Origin of the sequence: Intrasporangium sp., assembly GCF_035688975.1 — a bacterium.
In the GTDB taxonomy this organism is placed as follows: domain Bacteria; phylum Actinomycetota; class Actinomycetes; order Actinomycetales; family Dermatophilaceae; genus CALMNV01.
The window spans coordinates 1-18,516 of sequence record NZ_DASSMH010000130.1 but is presented as its reverse complement, the minus strand read 5'-3'; the positions used below and the strand labels follow the sequence as shown (position 1 = coordinate 18,516).

Below are 18,516 nucleotides of genomic sequence, written 5' to 3'. Positions count from 1 at the left end.
TGAGCTCCGCCGACGTGGGCCGGGCGGCGCTGCACGGTGACCCGAGATCCGTCGAGCTCGTGACAGAGTCGGCCCGCCTCGTGGGCGAGACGCTGTCACAGCTCGTCAACTTCTTCAACCCGTCCCTCATCCTCCTCGGCGGAGGCGTCACCGACGTCGGCGACCTCTATCTGGCCACCGTCCGGCAGATGATCTTCAGCCGGTCCCTTCCCCTCGCCACCCGGTCGCTCCTCATCGAGCGATCGCCGCTTGGCGACCGCGCCGGGCTCAAGGGCGCCGCCTTCATGGTCATCGACGAGCTGCTCTCCCGCGAGCGCCTGGGCCTCTGGATCGAGCACGGCTCGCCGGCGGGACAGCCCGCGCTCTCCGCCTGACCGGGCCCGGAGGTGGTCGGCGCTTCGCAGCTGTCCTATGGCCCGGCGGCATACGGGCGATGTCGTATGCCGCCGAGCGGCCTTGGCAGGCGAAGCCGGTGGCGCTACGCCGCCGGCGCCCGCTCACCGAGCGGCGTCAGGACGAGGCGGTCGCCCGCCCATGAGGCGAGCATCGGGTCGGTGATCTCGCCGACGAACCGGCCTCCGTCGTCGTGGACGAAGCACAGGAACTTCGTCTCGCCCGTCTCGCGGTCGTCGATGAACTTGCCGACGTAGAAGCGGTCGTCGCACAGCAGCTGTGCGCCGGCGATGTCGTACGGCCCGAGCGGTGCCTTCGCCGAGGCGACCCAGACGCCACCTGTGGTACCCGTGGCGCGGCGGCCCTCCGGCATGTCACCGGCGAGGCAGTTGAAGACGAGCACCTGTCGGCCGTCCACGACGGCCGTCTGCAAGACCTCGAGCTGTCCGAAGCCCTGCCCAGGCCCGGTGAGCGGCTCACGCAGCTGCCAGTGCTCGAGGTCGGGCGACCACGCGTGGCCGACCACTCCCCGGTCCAAGGCGTCCCCGTGGTTGGCGCGTGCGGTGATGAGCAGGTGCCACCCGTCGCCGTCCGGGTCTGCCAGCACCCACGGGTCGCGGAAGGCCTCGTCGTGCCAGTGCCCGTCGGAGAGCTTCTCGTACCACCGCGGGTCGGCCGCGAGCACCGGGCCCGGTGCCTTGTCCCACGTCATGAGGTCGGTCGAGGTCGCGTAGCCGATCGACTGGACGTTCGCGCCCGACCGTGGGTCCAGGGTGGCCCCCGTGTAGAAGAGGAACCACCGCCCGTCGGAGTGCCGCACGACCGATCCGGTCCACGTGGCCAGGTCGTCGAAGGCCGGTGGCTCGCTGCGCACCAGGGCGTCCGTCACCCGCTCCCAGGAGACGAGGTCCGTCGAGACGGCGTGCCCCACGGAGGCGCGGTAGTGCCGGGCATGCGGGTCACGCAGCGCCCGCGACGCGTAGAGGAAGAAGAGGTGGTACTTCTCGCCGTCGTCGACGAGCCAGAAGTCCCACACCCAGGCCTCGGGAAGGCGGAACATGCGTCAGCCCTTCACGCCGGAGGAGGCGATGGAGTTGATGAACGAGCGCTGGAAGGCGATGAAGAGCGCGAGCACCGGCGCGGTGATGATGCTGGCGTAGGCCATGATCTGTCCCCACGAGACGTTGAGCTGCTTGAAGTAGTCGATGCCGACCATGACCGGGCGCAGCTCCTCGGACTGCACGGACATGAGTGGCCAGAGGTACTGGTTCCACGTCGGCAGGAAGGTGAGGATCGCGACCGTCGCGACAGCCGGCCCGGACAGCGGCATGACGATGCTGCGGTAGATCCGGAACCAGCCGGCGCCGTCGACCTTCGCCGCCTCGTCGAGCTCCTTCGGGATGCTGTCGAAGTACTGGTAGAAGAGGAAGATCGAGAAGGCGTTGGCGATGAAGGGGATGATCTGCACCTGGTAGGTGTCCAGCCACCCCTCGGTGAAGCCGCCCGGACCGAAGAAGGGCAGCTTGTTGACCCACCACAGCAGCGGCAGGGCGAGCGTCTCGAAGGGCACGATGAGCGTCGCGAGGATGACGCCGAGCACGATCGAGCTGCCCCGGAACGTGATCCGCGCCAGGGCGAAGGCCGCCATGGAGTTGACGATCACCCCCAGCACGACGGTCACGACGGAGATCATGATCGAGTTGAACATGAACTGCGCGAAGGGAACCCGGTCGAAGACACCCAGGTAGTTGTCCAGCGACAGGTCGCCGACCGGCAGGAACGCCTTGATCCCGCCGAGGTCGGCGAAGATCTGCAGGTCCGGCTTGAAGCTCGAGATGAACATGAACAGCAGCGGGAGTCCGAAGACGAGGCAGAGCAGCACCCGCGCGACCAGTCCGAGCGCGTGGCGGACCCGCGCCGCCGTCGTGGACCGTTGGTTGGGGCGGTGTGTCTCCGGTGCCGCGGTCTCGGCGACGTGCGACAGCGTATTGGCGCTCATCACCGCACCTCCTTCTCACGGGTGTAGTAGCGCTGGACGAGGGTGACGAGCAGCACGAGGACGAAAAAGACCAGGGAGATCGCCGACGCGTAGCCCGTCTGCTGCTGCTGGAATCCGGTCCGCACGGCCATGAGCACGACGGTCGAGGTCGAGTCGAGCGGGCCGCCCTGGGTCATGATGTTGACCTGGGTGAAGAGCGAGAACGCGGCGATGGTGATGGTGATGAGGATGAAGGTGCGCGTCTGCCGCAGCCCGGGCCAGGTCACGTGGCGGAACTGCTGCCATGTGCCCGCGCCGTCGAGCGCGGCCGCCTCGTAGAGGTCCGCCGGGATCGTCTGCAGTCCCGAGAGCCAGATGACCATGTGGAAGCCCATGGCCTGCCACGCCGACATGAGGATGATCGCGATGAGCGCCGTCTTCGGGTCGCCGAGCCAGTCGGGGCCGTGGATGCCGAACTTCGCGAGCACCTGGTTGATCAGGCCGTTCGGCTGGTAGAGGAAGAGCCACAGCATCGACACGACGACCATCGAGGTGACGACGGGCAGGAAGTAGATGGTCCGGAAGAAGTTGACCCCGCGCATCCGCACGTTGACGAGGAGCGCGAGCCCAAGCGCCGCCGCCGACTGCACGGGCACGATGACGATGGCGAAGAGGATCGTGTTGCGCAGCGACTTCCAGAACGTCTCGTCGTCGAAGAGGCGCACGAAGTTGTCGACCCCGATGAACTCGGCGGGGCGCGGGGAGATCAGGCGGGCGTTCGTGAAGGCCAGGCCGAACGTCAGTCCGATCGGGATGAGCAAGAACGTGATGAGCAGCGCCGCCGCGGGCAGCAGCATGACAAGCGCTGTCCGCGTGGAGGATTCCGATCTCCTGCCAGGCCGATGCACGCCGGCGCGGGGGGCCGTGATCGTCGTCATGACTCGCCTCCTTTCAAGGGGTTCGACGGGCGGTATGCCGCCGAGCTGGCGCCGGGGAGCCGGCTCAGCGGCATACCGCGATGACTCACTGGAAGTAGCCGTTGGACTTCTGGTTGGCGTCGATGTCCTTGACCGCCTGGTCGAGCGCCTTCTTGGGGTCGGCGCCGTTGAGGATGTCCTGGGCCGTCTTGGTGAACTCCGTCGCGATGAAGGGGTAGCCGGGTGTGACCGGGCGCAGCACCGCGAACTTCTTTGCATACTCGAGGAAGAGCTGGTTCTCGCCGCCCTTCTCGTAGCCCTTGACCATCGCGGCGGCCGCGTCCGTGGCCGGGATGTTGTTGGTGTCCCGCGCGACGGAGGCGACGTACTTGTCCTGGGCGGCGAACTTCATGTAGTCCATGGCGCCGGCGTTGTCAGCGCAGTTCGTCGAGATGCCCCACTGCCACGAGCCACCACCGATCTTCGGGCCGGTGCCGAGGTCCGGCGGCGGGAGGAAGAGGGTGTCCTTGCCGAAGGCCTTGCGGGCGTCGACCGCGGTCCACGTCCCGTTGTAGAGGACGGCCGTCTTGCCGTTGATGAAGTCCTTGGCCGGGTCGGCGCCGGACTTGAGCGGCACGAGGCCGTCGGTGACGAGGCCGCGGAACCACGTGGCCCACTCGAGCGCCTTGTCCCCGTTGAGGACGCCTTCTGCCGACTTGTAGTCGGTCCGGCTGATCAGGTCGCCGCCGAAGCTCTGGAGCATCGGCGAGTAGGCATAGGGCCACCACTCGCCGGTGAAGCTCGTCGCGATGTCGAGCGGGTTCTTGAAGGAGCCGGAGGCCTTGACCTTCTTGAGCGCTGCGGTGAACTCGTCCTTGGTCCAGGGCTTCTCGATGGTCGGGACGCGGATGCCGTACTTGTCGAGGATGGTCTTGCGGGTGACCATGACCAGGGCGACGTCGTAGTAGCCGTAGGAGTACGTCTTGCTGTTGTACTTGCCGAGGACGGTCGGCAGGAACTTCGAGAGCGTGTCGTCCATGCCCTCGAGCGGGGCGAGGTAGCCGGCCCAGGCCCAGTTGGGCACGTTCGGACCGTCGATGTCGAGGATGCAGGGCAGCTTCTTGGACGCGGCGGCGGCGACCACGGACTGGTTGTAGGAGTCCTGGGGGAACGCCTGGATCTTGACCTTGTACTTGGTCTGGCTCTTGTTGTAGTCGTTGACGATCTGCGTGATCGCTGCGAGCTCGCCCTTGTTGCCGGCGTTGTGGGTCCACATCGTCAGCTCGCCGCCGGCGGAGCCGGCCGCGCTGCTGCTGCCGCCCTTGCTGCAGGCTGCCATCGACAGGGGAAGTGCCGCGGCGAGCAGGCCGACGGCGAGGCGCTTCTTAGAGGTGAGCTTCACGGGTCCTCCGGGATCCTGATGCAGTGCTGTGACAGGGGCCCGACACGTGAACGCCACGTCATCGGGACTGGGGCTTGGGCCCTGCGGAGCGGGCCTTGCCGAGATGCTGAACGATCGTGCTAAATCCTTTCAGCAGGAGAACCGTAACACCGGTCCCAGGACTGCACAAGGGCTTGCTAAATCGTTTCTACGTGCGCGTCAGCCCCGGGCTGTCGGTGCGCAGCGCGGTAGCCTCTGGTGTCATGGCAGACCCGGCGGACCCTGAGACCCGAGGAAGGCGGCGCGGCATGAGCAAGCGAGCCACCCTGGCGGACGTCGCGGCGCGCGCCGGACTGTCGAAGACGGCAGTGAGCCTCGTGCTCAACGAGCGACCCGGCTCGCGCCTGTCCGCCGAGGCCGTGCAACGGATCCGGGACGCGGCCCGCGAGCTCAACTACCGACCGAATCCCGCGGCACGCTCCTTGCGGATGGGCAAGACCCGCACCATCGGCTTCGTCTCGGACAAGGTGACGATCACGCGGTTCGCCTCGGCGATGATCCGCGGCTTGCTCGACGTGGCTGACGAGCACGACCACGGCGTGCTCATCGCCGAGACGGGGGACCACCCCAAGCAGCTCGCGCGGGCACTCGAGTCCATGATCGACCGACAGGTGGACGGCATCGTCTTCGGTTCCGTCGGAGCCCGGCTCCTCAACCTGCCCGCCCTGCCGGACCACGTGCGGGGCGTGGCCGTGAACTGCGTCGGACCGACGTCTCGCAGCGTCGTGCTGCCGTCGGAGCACGAGGCCGGCTACCGCATGACCCGTCTGCTCATCGAGGCAGGCCACGCCGAGGGAATCGGCATCATCGGCAATGCGCCGCAGGCGATCGCGACCCCGCAGATCTCCGTGACCATCGGCAGCCGCTTCGCCGGCATCCATGAGGCGCTCGACGAGGCCCGGGCAGCTCCGGTCGCCGTCGCCGACATCGAGGTGTGGGAGCCGTGGCACGGCTACGACGCGGCAAAGGAGGTCCTCGGGTCGGGCGCGCCCGTCACCGCCCTGCTCTGCCTCAACGACCGAGTCGCCTTCGGCGCCTACCAGGCGGCGCAGGAACGCGGGCTGCGCATCCCGGACGACATCTCCATCGCGTCGTTCGACGATGACGAGATTGCGTCCTATCTCAGGCCGGGGCTGACGACCGCCAGGTTGGACTATCAGGGGATGGGGCGGCTCGCCGCCGAGCTGATCCTGCTGCGCGACGACTCCGAGGGCGAGCACCTCGTGCCCATGCCGGTCCAGCTGAGGGAGTCCATCGCGACGCCGTCCCTCGATTGGCAGGATCTGCCAACGAAACCGGGGCGGTCCGCCGGTTGAATCGCTGGAGCGACACGCCAGCGATATCACCGAGGAGCACGCATGGCCGAGGCGACCGGCCGCCGGATCCGGATCGGCGTCGACACGGGGGGCACCTTCACCGACGTGGTCGCGTTCGACGAGGACACCGGTGAGCTGCTGACGACGAAGACGCCCTCGACGCCGTCGAACCCGGCCGAGGGGTTCCTCACCGGCGTCGCCAGGATCCTGGACCAGCTGGGCGCGACGGGCCCGGACGTCACCGCGGTCTGCCACGGCACCACCGTCGCGACGAACCAGCTCCTCGAGGGCAAGGTCGACGAGCTCGGCTTGATCACGACGGAGGGCTACGAGTTCCTCCTCGAGATCGCGCGGCAGTCCGTGCCCGCCGGCTACGGCAACTCCTACTTCTGGGTCAAGCCGCCGCGGATCGTCCCGGCCGACCTCGTCAAGACAGTCGGTGGCCGAATCGACTTCGAGGGCAATGAGATCCGCCCCTTCGACGAGGACGCGGCGGTCCGGGTGGCGCGGTGGTTCCGCCAACGGCGCATCACCACGATCGGCATCTCGCTGCTCCACTCCTATGCCAACGACACTCATGAGCTGCGGATGCGGGACGTGCTCCGCCGGGAGCACCCGGAGGCGGTGGTCTCCGTCTCGAGCGAGGTGCTGCGTGAGTACCGCGAGTACGAGCGCTCCATGACGACGCTCGTCGACGCGGCGGTCAAGCCCCTGGTCTCGCGTTACGTCGCCAACATCGCCCAGCGCCTGGACCAGTTCCTCACTGCGCACGCTCGGTCTTCCGGGGGGGACACGGCGGGCGGAGCCCCCCGTGCGAGTTGGTCTTTCGGGGGGGACACGGGGGGCGGAGCCCCCCGTGCGTTCTACATCATGAAGTCCAACGGCGGCGTGCTCTCCGCCGACGAGGTCGTGCACCAGCCGATCACGACGGTCCTCTCCGGGCCGGCCGCGGGCGCGCTCGGCGCGGCCCTCATCGCCAGGAAGGCGGGCTTCGACAAGGTCCTCACGTGCGACGGCGGCGGCACGTCGACCGACGTCACCGTGGTGCTCGACGGCGAGCCGACGTTGACGACGGAGGGCACGGTCGGGGCCTACCCGAGCAAGATCCCGATGATCGACGTCGTCACCGTGGGAGCGGGGGGCGGCTCGATCGCCTGGCTCTCGCCGGAGGGTGCCCTCAAGGTCGGCCCCCGGTCGGCAGGCGCCGATCCAGGCCCGCTCTGCTACGGCAAGGGCGGTACGGAGCCCACGGTCACCGACGCGCACGTCCTGCTGGGCCGGATCCCGCCACATCTCCTCGGCGGCGAGATCCCGCTCGACGTGGAGGCCGCGCGTGACGGCCTGCACCTCCTTGCCGATCGCCTCGGGATCGAGCCCGATCACTGCGCCGCCGGCATCCTCGAGATCTCGGCGTGGAACCAGGCGAACGCCCTGCGTCAGGTCTCGGTCAAGCGAGGTCTCGACGTGCGCGACTTCATGCTCGCGACGTTCGGCGGCTCCGGCTCGCTCCTCGCCTGCCGCCTCATCGACATCCTCGACCTGTCCGGCGTCGTCGTCCCCCACAACCCCGGAAACGTCTCCGCCTTCGGTCTGCTCACCGTGGATGTCAGGAACGACTACGTCCAGACCGCGGTCGCGGGGCACACCACCCTGGACCACGCCGCAGTGCAGGAGATCTTCGATGAGCTCACCGACAGGGCGACCAGGGCACTTGACGCACAAGGCTTCCCGCGCGACGCGCACCGATACGCCAGGTCGGTCGACCTGCGCTACCTGGGCCAGGCGTTCGAGGTGCGCGTCCCTGCGCCGGGCGGCCCCGTCGACGAGCCGTATGCCGCCGACGTCGCCGACCGCTTCCACGCCGAGCACCGGGCGCTCTACGGCTACGACTTCGCCGACGACCCGCGCCAGCAGGTCGAGTGGGTCAACCTGCGGGTCACCGGCGTCGGGCCGATCACTCGCCCGGAGTTGCCCGAGATCGCCTCTGCGGCAAGCCATCCCGATCTCGCGGCGCGCGCCCGGCCAAGGACGCGCCCCGTGTGCTTCGACGCCGCGGCGGGCTACACCGACGCGGACGTCTACTGGCGGCCGGATCTGCTCGCGGGCGATGCCCTCCGCGGCCCCGCCATCGTCGAGGAGTTCGGCTCAACGGTCCCCGTCCACCCCGGCTTCGGCCTCCGCGTCGACCGCTACGGCAACCTCGTCCTCACCAGGGAGGCGTGAGCATGTGCCCATCCCAGCGCCCGCCTGAGGCAGGGCGGAACAGGGCCGGCCTGCCGACGGCATACGAGCACGGCAACCGGCTCACCCCGCGCGGCACGAGCGTGGACCCGATCCTCGTCGAGATCGTCCAGGGCACCCTGGCCAGCGTGGAGCTCGAGGTCGAGACGGCCATCTCGCGCACGTCCCGGTCCCCCATGATCCGGGACGCGCACGACTTCCGGGCCGGCATCCACGACCGGCAGCTGCGCAAGCTGACCGGTCGCTCGTACAGCGCGCTCGTGCACCCCGTGGTGCGAGACTTCCCCCTCGCGGGGATGGCCGAGGGCGACGTCTTCTTCCACAACGACGTCTACGAGTCAGAGGGCGGCATCGGGCACCTGCCGGACCTGTGCGTCACGGTGCCGGTCTTCTCCGGGGGTGAGGTGGTCGCCTTCGTGCAGGCCTTCGGCCACCACGACGACATCGGTGGCGCCGTGCCCGGGTCGATGCCGAGCAACGCCCGGACGGTCTTCGAGGAGGGCCTGTCCGTCCCCCCGATCAGGCTGTGGGACAAAGGCGTCCCCAATGAGGCAGCCCTGCGGATCATGACCCGCAACAGCCGCATGCCCGACAGTCTGGCCGCCGACCTCGACGCGGAGTGCTCGGCCTGTCTCATGGGAGCCCGCCGCCTCTCCGAGCTCTTCGACCGCTACGGGCGGGACACCGTCGAGGCGGCCTTCGACGCGGTCCTCGACGCGACGACCGAGACGTATCGCCGAGAGATCCTGTCCAAGATCCCCGACGGCACCTATGTCTGGGAGGACTACGCCGAGCACGACGGTGTCGACGAGCCCAGGCTGCACACCCAGCGGATCACGTTGACCAAGACGTCCACCGGCGGTCCCGACACCACACCGGGAAGCGACGGGGGGCCCCGGCTCGTCATCGACTTCACGGGCACCGCCCCTCAGGCGAAGGGCCCGATCAACCACTGCGGCGACTACGTGGGGGGCAACTTCCTCAAGAAGTGGCTCGCTCCGATCCTCCGCAACCTCGCCGACACCCCGGAGCGGATGGCCGAGCTCGACGTCAACGAGGGCGTCGTGCCGCTCATCGAGATGCGCTTCCCGGAGAAGGGCACCCTGCTGACCCCGATCTACCCCGCGCCGACGAACGCCCGCACCTTCGTCATCCTCCGCCTGCTCGGCGTCCTCGCCGGCGTCCTCGCCAAGGCCGTGGACGGGCAGATGCCCGCCGACCAGGAGACCATCCGCTACACCGGGGTCTACGGCAAGGACCGGGACGGCAACGACTACCTCATGCGCGAGGTCCTCGGCGGGGGCTCGGGTGGCCGCTACTACGCGGACGGCGAGGACACCATCCACGTCGTGCCGGACAGCCGCAACCTCCCGACGGAGTTCACCGAGAGCCGGTTTCCCTTCCTCGTCGAGCGCCTCGGCCTCGCCGTCGACTCGGGGGGCGCGGGGCGCCACCGCGGTGGGCTCGGCTACGAGAAGCACATCCGTATGCTGCGCGACGCGCACTTCATGTCGATCGCCGACCGATCCATCCTCGCGTGCTGGGGGGTCAAGGGCGGCAAGGCTGGACGCCCCTTCGAGGTGACCATCGACCCCGGCGGGCCGGAGGAGCGCATCGTCTCCGCGCTGGCGAATGCCGAGCCGGTCCGCGGCGGCCAGCTTGTGCGGATCCGCACGACGGGCGGCGGTGGTTGGGGGGATCCCCTCGATCGGCCCTACGACGAGGTCGAGCGCGACCTTCGCTGGGGCAAGGTGTCCTTCGAAGGAGCGCGGCGCGACTACGGCGTCGTAGCCGCGGGCGCGAGGGACGCCCCGGTCGTCGACGTGGCCGCGTCCGACGCGTTGCGCGCCAGGCTGCGGGCCGATCGGCCCCGTGCGCAGCCTTTCTTCGACCGCGGACCGGGCTATGCCCGTCTCGCCGGCGGCCAGGAGTCCGCGGACGTCGACTGGCTATGACCAGCCGCTTGGGTTCGACCTACGTCACTGCTCCCGCTGGGGCAGCACGGGCGTAGGTGGCCGGATCGGGAGGACGTCGAGCCCCATGCTCAGCGGCATCCCCTTTCGGGATTCTCAGCCTCCTCCGGGGAGCTCGCACTGTGCGTGCCGTCGTGCGGTTATTCCGCGAGGCCCCGCTCCGAGCGTGCCTGCACGAGCTCAGCGCGCAGTGCGGCGACCTCGGCCGTCAGCGCGGCGACGTCCCGCCGCGTCGCCGCGCCGGTCTCCTCCTCGACCTCCCGCACGCGGTCGACGAGGGATGCCGCGAAACCGGCGGTGATGACGCCGAGGAGGGCAATGCCCGCGAGCATCAGTCCCCCTGCGACGAAACGCCCCTCCCCCGTGGTCGGGTAGCGGTCGCCGTAGCCGACTGTGGTCACCGTGGTGACGGCCCACCACAGCGCGTCGGGAAACGACCGGATGTTCGCCCCCGGTGCGCCCCGCTCGGCATCGAGGACCGCGAGCGCGGCCACGACGATGACGAGGGCGGCGGAGCCCGCGACGTAGGTGAGCACGCGGCCGCGCAGCGAGCTGCCGGCGTGCCGGATGAGCACGGACAGGGAGGTCACGAGGCGCAGCGGGCGGAGCGGGCGCAGCGTCGGCAGCACGACGATGACGAGGTCGATCAGGTTGTCGCGGACGAACCCGCGCCGGTCGCTCGAGAGCGACAGCCGCACGGCGAAGTCTGCGGCAAAGAGGGCCCAGGCCGCCCACGTGACCCAGGCGCAGGCGACCTGGGTCGCCGGCGAGAGGCCGGTGTCGAGGATGGGCAGCGCGTAGGCGCCGAGGAACGCCAAGGCCAGACATGTCAGGACCCAGCCCGTGCGGGCCTCCCAGCGGGCCACTCTCGACTCCTCGGTGCACACCCGGGCCATGGTGCCTCCCGGTCAGGTGTGAGCCCTTGACCCAGGCTGGGAGTCCGCTGACAACCGGCCGCGTTCAGTGCAGCCCTCCAGCACGCTGGCAGGGTGCGCCAAGGCGCTGCCCCCGGCCACGGCAGGTGGTGCCACCCCAGCCACCCGGCCCGGCTGGCACAGTGGATGGGCACCCGGTGGGCGGCATACGGCAAAGGAGCGCGGCAGATGCGCGGACCCCTCGACGGCGTCGTCGTCATCGACCTCAGCCGGGCGCTTGCCGGGCCGCACGCGGCGATGATGCTCGGCGACCTGGGCGCGCGGGTCATCAAGGTCGAGACGCCCGGCACGGGGGACGAGAGCCGCGGGTGGGGACCACCGTTCGTGGGACCGGAGGAGGACCCCATCTCGACCTACTTCCTCTCGTGCAACCGCAACAAGGAGTCCGTCACGCTCGACCTCAAGTCGGACGACGGCCGCGAGCTGCTCACCCGGCTCGTCCGGCACGGCGACGTGCTGGTGGAGAACTTCCGCCCTGGCGTCCTCGACCGGCTCGGCTTCTCGACGGCGCGGCTGCGCGAGCTCAACCCCCGGCTCATCGTCCTGTCGATCACCGGCTTCGGGCACGACGGTCCCGAGGGCGGCCGCCCGGGCTACGACCAGATCGCCCAGGGGGAGGGCGGCCTCATGTCGCTCACGGGCCCCTCCCCCGACGAGCCCATGAGGGTGGGGGTGCCCATCGCGGACCTGCTCGCGGGGATGTGCGGTGCCTACGGCGTCGCCGCGGCCCTCCACGAGCGGCACATCACCGGACGAGGTCGCGTCGTGAGGACGTCACTGCTCGCCGCCATCGTGGGCGTGCACGCGTTCCAAGGCACTCGCTACACCGTCGCTGGCGACGTGCCCCACGGGCAGGGCAACCACCACCCCTCGATCTGCCCCTACGGCCTCTTCGCCTGCCGCGACGGCATGCTCCAGCTCGCTTGTGGCAGTGAGGGACTCTGGGCCCGCTTGGCGGCGGCGATCGGCCTCGACCCGGCGTCCGAGGGCATGGGCACCAACCGCGAGCGTGTCATGAACCGCGACCGGGTCAACGCCGCGATCAACGCGGCCTTCGCCGACAGCCCGCTGTCGGACGTGCTCGAGACACTGGCCCGCGCCGGAGTCCCGGCCGGGGAGGTCCGCACGCTCGACCGCGTCTACGGCTGGGAGCAGACGCGCTCGCAGGGCCTCGTGCTCGGCATCGACCATCCGGTGCTCGGCCGCGTGGAGATCCCCGGCCCGCCGATCCGCTTCGACGACAATGCTTTTGCCGGTGGGCGGGCGACGCACTCGCATCCTCCCCTGCTCGGCGAGCACGACGCGTCGGTCCGGGCCTGGCTCGCTGAGCGGGACCGCGAGGCGGCGCCGTGACCGGGAGCGCGCGGCGCCTGGGCGCCGTCGAGCTGCTCACCACCGTGCTCGACCCGGGCAGCTGGACGAGCTGGGACACCGCGGCCGCGCAGCCGGCGACCGCAGGGAGCCCGTATGCCGCGGAGCTGGCCACCGCAGCGGAGGCGTCCGGCGCGGACGAGGCCATCCTCACCGGCGAAGGCCGCATCCGGGGACGACGGGTTGCCGTCATCGCCGGGGAGTTCCGCTTCCTTGCCGGGTCGATCGGCGTTGCGGCGGCCGAGCGGATCGTGCTCGCCTTCGAGCGGGCCCGCCGGGAGGGGCTGCCGCTCTTTGCCGCGCCCAGCTCCGGCGGCACGCGCATGCACGAGGGCACTCCGGCCTTCGTGGGCATGGTGAAGATCAGCGCCGCCTGTGCGGCGTTCAAGCGGGCGGGCCTCCCCTATCTCGTCTACCTCCGCCACCCCACGACCGGAGGGGTTTTCGCCTCGTGGGGCTCGCTCGGCCACGTCACCGTCGCCGAGCCGGGCGCAACGGTCGGCTTCCTCGGGGCGCGGGTCTACGAGGCGCTCTACGGCACGCCGTTCCCGGAGGGCGTGCAGACCGCCGAGAACCTCTTCGAGCACGGCCTCGTCGACGCGGTGCTCCCCGTCGAGGCGCTCGCCGACATCGCCGACCGCGCCCTTACGGTGCTCCTGGCTCCGCGCGAGGACCTGCCCGACGTGCCGGACCTCGTGTCCGAGGACCTGGCCGACGTGCCGGCGTGGGAGTCGATCACGCGCTCGCGCCGCCCTGAGCGGCCCGGCGTGCGGACCCTGCTGCGCCTCGGCGCGACCGACGTCCTGCCCCTGCACGGCACGGGGCAGGGAGAATACGACCCCGGACTGCTCCTGGCACTCGCGCGTTTCACGGGGGCTCCCTGCGTCGTGCTCGGGCAGGACCGGCGTGGGCAAACGGAGCCCCTGTCTCCCAAGGGGCTTCGAGCCGCACGACGCGGCATGCGGCTCGCGGAGGAGCTCGACCTGCCGCTCGTCAGCGTCATCGACACGGCGGGTGCGGCGCTGTCCAAGGACGCCGAGGAGGGTGGCCTTGCCGGGGAGATCGCGCGCTGCCTGGCCGAGCTGGTCTCGCTGGCTGCGCCCACGCTGTGCGTCTTGCTCGGCCAGGGCACGGGCGGCGGCGCGCTGGCCCTCATGCCGGCCGACAGGGTCATCTGCGCTCAGCACTCGTGGCTGTCCCCGCTGCCCCCCGAGGGGGCCTCCGCGATCCTGCACCGCGACACCGCCCACGCTCCGCAGCTCGCGGCCAGCCAGCGGGTGCGCTCCCTCGACCTGCTCGAGGACGGCATCGTCGACCGGGTCGTGGCCGAGCACCCGGACGCCGCCGACGAACCGGAGGACTTCTGCGCCCGCATGTCCCAGGCCATCCAGCACGAGCTGGCCACACTGGCGCGCCAGGACCGCGACGACCGGCTCGCGGCCCGGCTCGCGCGCTACCGCGGTCTGCCCCGGCATACGGCGCAGACCCCGCGGAGGTCGCCGTGAGGGTGCTGCTCGCGCTCGGCGGCAACGCGATGACCGCGCCGGACGGCAGCGCCGGACCGGCCGACCAGCAGCGCGCCATCGACGGCGCGATGGAGCACGTCGCGGAGCTCATCGGCCATGGGCACGAGGTCGTGCTGACGCACGGCAACGGGCCTCAGGTCGGCAACCTCCTCGTCAAGAACGAGCTCGCCGCGCACGTCGTGCCGCCCGTCCCCCTCGACTGGTGCGGGGCGCAGACGCAGGGGACGATCGGCTACATGATCCTTGGTGCGCTCGAGGCCTCCCTCGGACGACGCGGCATCGACCGGCGCGTGGCTGCGCTCGTGACGCGCACCGTCGTCGACGCCGACGACGCCGGGTTCACGAGGCCGACGAAGCCGATCGGCCGCTACCTGACGCGCGAGCAGGCTTGCCGCCTCATCGACCACGGCGAGACGTGGCAGGACCGCGGGGCCAAAGGCTGGCGCCGCGTCGTGGCCTCCCCCGAGCCGCACGAGGTGCTCGACACGCCGGCCTTGCTCACGCTGCTCGAGGCGGGCTATGTCGTCGTGACGGCCGGAGGCGGCGGCATACCCGTGGTGCGTACGTCCGACGGCACGGTGCGCGGGGTCGAGGCGGTCATCGACAAGGACCTCACGGCGGCCCTGCTCGCGCGGGCCGTCGCCGCCGACGCCCTCGTCATCGCCACCGACGTCGACCACGCGATGCTCGACCACGGCACCCCGCACGCTCGTCCCATCGGGCAGGTCACCCTTGGCCAGATGGAGACGTATGCCGCCCAGGGCCAGTTCGCGTCGGGGTCCATGGGCCCCAAGGTCGACGCCGCCATGCGCTTCGTCCGCGGCGGCGGCTCACGGAGCGTCATCACGGCTCTCGACCGGATCACCGAGGCCGTCGAGGGACACGTCGGCACGGTCATCGAATCCGACACTGCCCCAGCCATATTCGAAAGGTGACATCAGTGCCAGAGCCCATCGAGGTCCGCAAGGTCCCTATCCACAGTGTCGCCGATGCTTCGGAGCTCGAAAAGCTCATCGACGGCGGCGTCCTGGAAGCCAGCCGCGTCGTCGCCATCATCGGCAAGACGGAAGGCAACGGCGGCGTCAACGACTACACCCGCATCATCGCCGACCGGGCCTTCCGCGAGGTGCTCGTGGCCAAGGGCGCCCCGGCGGACCACGTGCGGCGCATCCCGATCGTCTGGTCGGGCGGCACCGACGGCGTCATCAGCCCGCACGCCACGATCTTCGCGACCGTCGCCGCGGACCGGGCCGAGAGGTCGGACGAGCCGCGCCTGACCGTCGGGTTCGCCATGAGCGAGCCGATCAAGCCCGAGGAGATCGGCTACGTCGCCATGGTGGAGAAGGTCGCGGCGGGCGTGCGGACCGCGATGGAGCGCGCCGGCATCACCGACCCGGCCGACGTCCACTACGTGCAGACCAAGACGCCGCTCCTCACCATCCACACCATCCGCGACGCGAAGGCACGGGGCCAGCACGTGTGGACGGAGCACACTCACGAGTCGATGGACCTGTCCAACGGCACGACGGCGCTGGGCGTCGCCGTCGCCCTCGGCGAGATCGGGCTGCCGACGGACGCCGACATCATGCGCCGTCGTGACCTCTACTCCTCCGTGGCCTCGTGCTCCTCAGGCGTCGAGCTCGACCAGGCGCAGGTCGTCGTCGTGGGCAACGCCCGGGGCGTCGGCGGCCGCTACCGGATCGGCCACTCGGTGATGCAGGACGCGCTCGACCAGGACGGCATCTGGGCCGCCATCAAGGACGCCGGCCTCGAGCTGCCGGACCGCCCGCACTGGACCGACCTGCAGGGCCGGCTCGTCAACGTCTTCCTCAAGTGCGAGGTCTCGCGGGACGGCACGGTGCACGGGCGCCGCAACGCCATGCTCGACGACTCCGACGTGCACTGGCACCGCCAGATCAAGTCGGCCGTCGGCGGCGTGACGGCCGCGGTGACCGGCGACCCGGCCGTCTTCGTCTCCGTGTCAGCCGCGCACCAGGGGCCTGACGGAGGCGGCCCCGTGGCCGCCATCGTCGACCTCGGTGAGGGGGAGCCGACCGGCTACCGCTTCACCCGCTGAGGGCGAAAGTGGCCACTCGACGGGAACCCCCTGCCCGGTCCCGCGCGAAAGTGGCCACTCGACGGAGAGGGCAGCACCCCCCTACCGCTGAGGACCCCGTCGAGTGGTCAGTTCCGCTCCAGCGACTCGTCAGTGGGCGAAGTGCCGGGTCCCGGTGAAGTACATCGTCACGCCGGCGTCCTGGGCCGCGGCGATGACCTCCTGGTCCCGCACCGATCCGCCCGGCGCGACGACCGCCCGCACCCCGGCGTCGAGCAGCACCTGCAGCCCGTCGGCGAAGGGGAAGAAGGCGTCGGAGGCCGCCACCGACCCCTCGGCCCGGCTCTCCCCCGCGCGGGCCACGGCGAGCTGGGCGGAGTCGACGCGGTTGACCTGCCCCATGCCGACCCCGACGCTGGCGCCGCCCTTGGCGAGGAGGATCGCGTTGGACTTCACAGCCCGGATGGCGCGCCAGGCGAACTCGAGGTCGGCCAGCGTCGCGTCGTCCGCCGCCTCCCCCGAGACGAGCCTCCAGCGCGAGGGGTCGTCACCCCCCTGGTCGCCCTCGACGACCGCGTCGACGGCGTCCCGGGACTGCAGCAGCATCCCCCCGGAGATGGGGCGCATCTCGACGCCGCCGGGGCGCTGGGGCGCGACGACCAGCAGTCGGATGTTCTTCTTGCTCTTGAGGATCTCGAGGGCGTCGGTCGCGAAGGAGGGCGCGGCGACGACCTCGGTGAAGATGTCCTTGACCGCCTCGGCCATCTCCCGGGACACCTCGCGGTTCGTCGCGATGACGCCGCCGTAGGCGGAGACCGGGTCGCAGGCGTGGGCCTTGCGGTGCGCCTCGGCCACGTCGGCACCGACCGCGATGCCACACGGGTTGTTGTGCTTGATGATCGCCACCGTGGCCTGGTCGCCGTGGTCGTAGGCCGCCCGCACCGCCGCGTCGGTGTCGAGGTAGTTGTTGTAGGACATCTCCTTGCCGTGCAGCTGCTCGGCCTGCGCCAACCCGGGCCTCGGCTGGAAACCGTTGGCGTAGAGGGCCGCCCGCTGGTGCGGGTTCTCGCCGTAACGCAGGGTGGATGCCTTGTCCCACGTCCCGCCCACCCACGCGGGGAAGCCGTCGCCACCGCTCGTGTCCGCGACGGCATTGCCCATCCACGACGCCACCTGCACGTCGTAGGTCGCCGTGTGGACGAACGCCTGCGCCGCCAGCTGCTGCCGCTCGGCCAACGTGAACCCGCCTGCGCGCGCAGCGTCGAGGGTCTGGCCGTATGCCGCCGGGCTCGTGACGATCGCGACGCTCGCGTGGTTCTTGGCCGAGGCGCGCACCATGGACGGGCCGCCGATGTCGATCTGCTCGATGCACTCGTCCTGGCTCGCGCCCGACATCACGGTCTCGGTGAAGGGGTAGAGGTTGACCACGACGAGGTCGAACGGCTCGACGCCCAGGTCACCGAGCTGGCGCACGTGGTCCGGGTTGCGGGTGTCGGCGAGGATGCCGGCATGCACCTTGGGGTGCAGCGTCTTGACGCGGCCGTCGAGGCACTCCGGGAAGCCGGTGAGCTCCTCGACCTGCGTCACCGGAATGCCTGCTGCGGCAATGGTTTTCGCAGTCGAGCCGGTCGACACGATGCCCACGCCTGCTTCGTGCAGCCCGCGGGCCAGGTCTTCGAGCCCCGACTTGTCGTAGACCGAGACGAGGGCTCGATGGATGGGGCGCTTGCCGTCAGACACGGATGTCGACCTTCCTGCCGTTGATGGACCAGCCGCCAGCCATGCGGCGGACGACGTCGACGAGCATCTGGCGCTCCTCGACCTTGATGCGCTCGTGGAGCGACTCCTCCGTGTCGTCGGGCCACACGGCGACGACACGCTGCTCGATGATGGGGCCGGTGTCGACGCCCGCGTCGACGACGTGGCACGTCGTGCCGGTGACCTTGACGCCGTAGGCCAGCGCGTCACGGACGCCGTGCGCGCCGGGGAAGCTCGGCAGCAGGGCCGGGTGCGTGTTGATCACCGTGTGCCTGCCGAGGACCTCCGGCCCGAGCAGCTTCAGAAAGCCAGCCGACACGACGAACGCCGGCGCATGGGCGCCGACGTGTCCAGCCAGCGCGGCGTCCCACTCGGCGCGCGAGGAGAAGTCGGCGGTGCGGCATACGAAGGTGGGTATGCCGGCCCGCTCGGCCCGCGCGATGCCCTCGCACGGCCGGTCGGCGCCCACCGCCGCGACCCGGACGCCGTAGGCCGGGTCCTGGGCGGCGTCGAGCAGCGCCTGCAGGAGGGTGCCGGACCCCGAGACGAGGACGACGACGGGCACGCGGCCGGTCGCTTCGCTCGTCACGGGCGGAGTTTACCGAACCCGC

Annotated in this window: 15 protein-coding genes; 8 read left to right on the top strand and 7 right to left on the bottom strand. The window is 70.5% G+C overall.

What is annotated here, in order from left to right; all coding sequences use genetic code 11:
- Positions 1-374: ROK family protein (locus VFJ94_RS13785; protein WP_325004793.1), on the top strand; the 374-nt coding region annotated here is incomplete at its 5' end.
- Between the two features lie 104 nt (positions 375-478).
- On the opposite strand, the gene VFJ94_RS13780 is transcribed toward VFJ94_RS13785, so the two are convergent.
- From VFJ94_RS13780 to VFJ94_RS13765, 4 genes are all read right to left on the bottom strand, one after another.
- Positions 479-1,453: a glycosyl hydrolase family 32 gene (locus VFJ94_RS13780; RefSeq protein ID WP_325004792.1), complete on the bottom strand. Its 975-nt coding sequence runs from the start codon at positions 1,451-1,453 to the stop codon at positions 479-481.
- Between the two features lie 3 nt (positions 1,454-1,456).
- Complete coding sequence (locus VFJ94_RS13775; RefSeq protein ID WP_414654617.1) at positions 1,457-2,392, bottom strand: carbohydrate ABC transporter permease; 936 nt, start codon at positions 2,390-2,392, stop codon at positions 1,457-1,459.
- A complete protein-coding gene (locus VFJ94_RS13770) occupies positions 2,392-3,228 on the bottom strand; it encodes a sugar ABC transporter permease (protein WP_325004791.1) in 837 nt (278 codons plus the stop codon). Before VFJ94_RS13770 ends, VFJ94_RS13775 begins: the two co-directional genes overlap by 1 nt.
- Positions 3,229-3,394: 166 nt before the next feature.
- Positions 3,395-4,690 (bottom strand): sugar ABC transporter substrate-binding protein, encoded by a 1,296-nt coding sequence (locus VFJ94_RS13765; protein ID WP_325004790.1) that lies wholly within the window; start codon positions 4,688-4,690, stop codon positions 3,395-3,397.
- Positions 4,691-4,977: 287 nt separating this feature from the next.
- On the opposite strand from VFJ94_RS13765, the gene VFJ94_RS13760 reads away from it, so the two are divergent.
- The 3 genes from VFJ94_RS13760 to VFJ94_RS13750 are packed head-to-tail and all read left to right on the top strand — an operon-like array spanning position 4,978 to position 10,241.
- Positions 4,978-6,045: a LacI family DNA-binding transcriptional regulator gene (locus VFJ94_RS13760; RefSeq protein ID WP_325004789.1), complete on the top strand. Its 1,068-nt coding sequence runs from the start codon at positions 4,978-4,980 to the stop codon at positions 6,043-6,045.
- Between the two features lie 42 nt (positions 6,046-6,087).
- The gene (locus VFJ94_RS13755) at positions 6,088-8,268 is read left to right on the top strand and encodes a hydantoinase/oxoprolinase family protein (protein WP_325004788.1); all 2,181 of its coding nucleotides are present in this window, start codon (positions 6,088-6,090) and stop codon (positions 8,266-8,268) included.
- Positions 8,269-8,270: 2 nt separating this feature from the next.
- Complete coding sequence (locus VFJ94_RS13750; protein ID WP_325004787.1) at positions 8,271-10,241, top strand: hydantoinase B/oxoprolinase family protein; 1,971 nt, start codon at positions 8,271-8,273, stop codon at positions 10,239-10,241.
- A gap of 158 nt (positions 10,242-10,399) precedes the next feature.
- Here VFJ94_RS13750 and VFJ94_RS13745 read toward each other — a convergent pair whose 3' ends face one another.
- Entirely contained in the window at positions 10,400-11,125 is a 726-nt protein-coding gene (locus VFJ94_RS13745; protein ID WP_325004786.1) for a potassium channel family protein, read from the bottom strand.
- Between the two features lie 237 nt (positions 11,126-11,362).
- Between VFJ94_RS13745 and VFJ94_RS13740 the strand changes: the two genes are divergently transcribed.
- From VFJ94_RS13740 to VFJ94_RS13725, 4 genes are read left to right on the top strand one after another with little or no spacing between them, the layout of a single operon-like run.
- Complete coding sequence (locus VFJ94_RS13740) at positions 11,363-12,547, top strand: CoA transferase (protein ID WP_325004785.1); 1,185 nt, start codon at positions 11,363-11,365, stop codon at positions 12,545-12,547.
- On the top strand, positions 12,544-14,070 hold the full coding sequence (locus VFJ94_RS13735) for a carboxyl transferase domain-containing protein (RefSeq protein ID WP_325004784.1): 1,527 nt from the start codon (positions 12,544-12,546) through the stop codon (positions 14,068-14,070). Before VFJ94_RS13740 ends, VFJ94_RS13735 begins: the two co-directional genes overlap by 4 nt.
- Positions 14,067-15,026, top strand: coding sequence for a carbamate kinase (locus tag VFJ94_RS13730; RefSeq protein ID WP_325004783.1), 960 nt, complete (start codon positions 14,067-14,069; stop codon positions 15,024-15,026). Before VFJ94_RS13735 ends, VFJ94_RS13730 begins: the two co-directional genes overlap by 4 nt.
- Before the next feature lie 5 nt (positions 15,027-15,031).
- Positions 15,032-16,168: a ring-opening amidohydrolase gene (locus VFJ94_RS13725; RefSeq protein ID WP_325004782.1), complete on the top strand. Its 1,137-nt coding sequence runs from the start codon at positions 15,032-15,034 to the stop codon at positions 16,166-16,168.
- Positions 16,169-16,297: 129 nt separating this feature from the next.
- On the opposite strand, the gene purH is transcribed toward VFJ94_RS13725, so the two are convergent.
- Positions 16,298-17,887 (bottom strand): bifunctional phosphoribosylaminoimidazolecarboxamide formyltransferase/IMP cyclohydrolase, encoded by a 1,590-nt coding sequence (gene purH / locus VFJ94_RS13720; RefSeq protein ID WP_325004781.1) that lies wholly within the window; start codon positions 17,885-17,887, stop codon positions 16,298-16,300.
- Entirely contained in the window at positions 17,880-18,494 is a 615-nt protein-coding gene (gene purN, locus VFJ94_RS13715) for a phosphoribosylglycinamide formyltransferase (RefSeq protein ID WP_325004780.1), read from the bottom strand. Before purN ends, purH begins: the two co-directional genes overlap by 8 nt.
- Positions 18,495-18,516 lie beyond the last annotated feature (22 nt).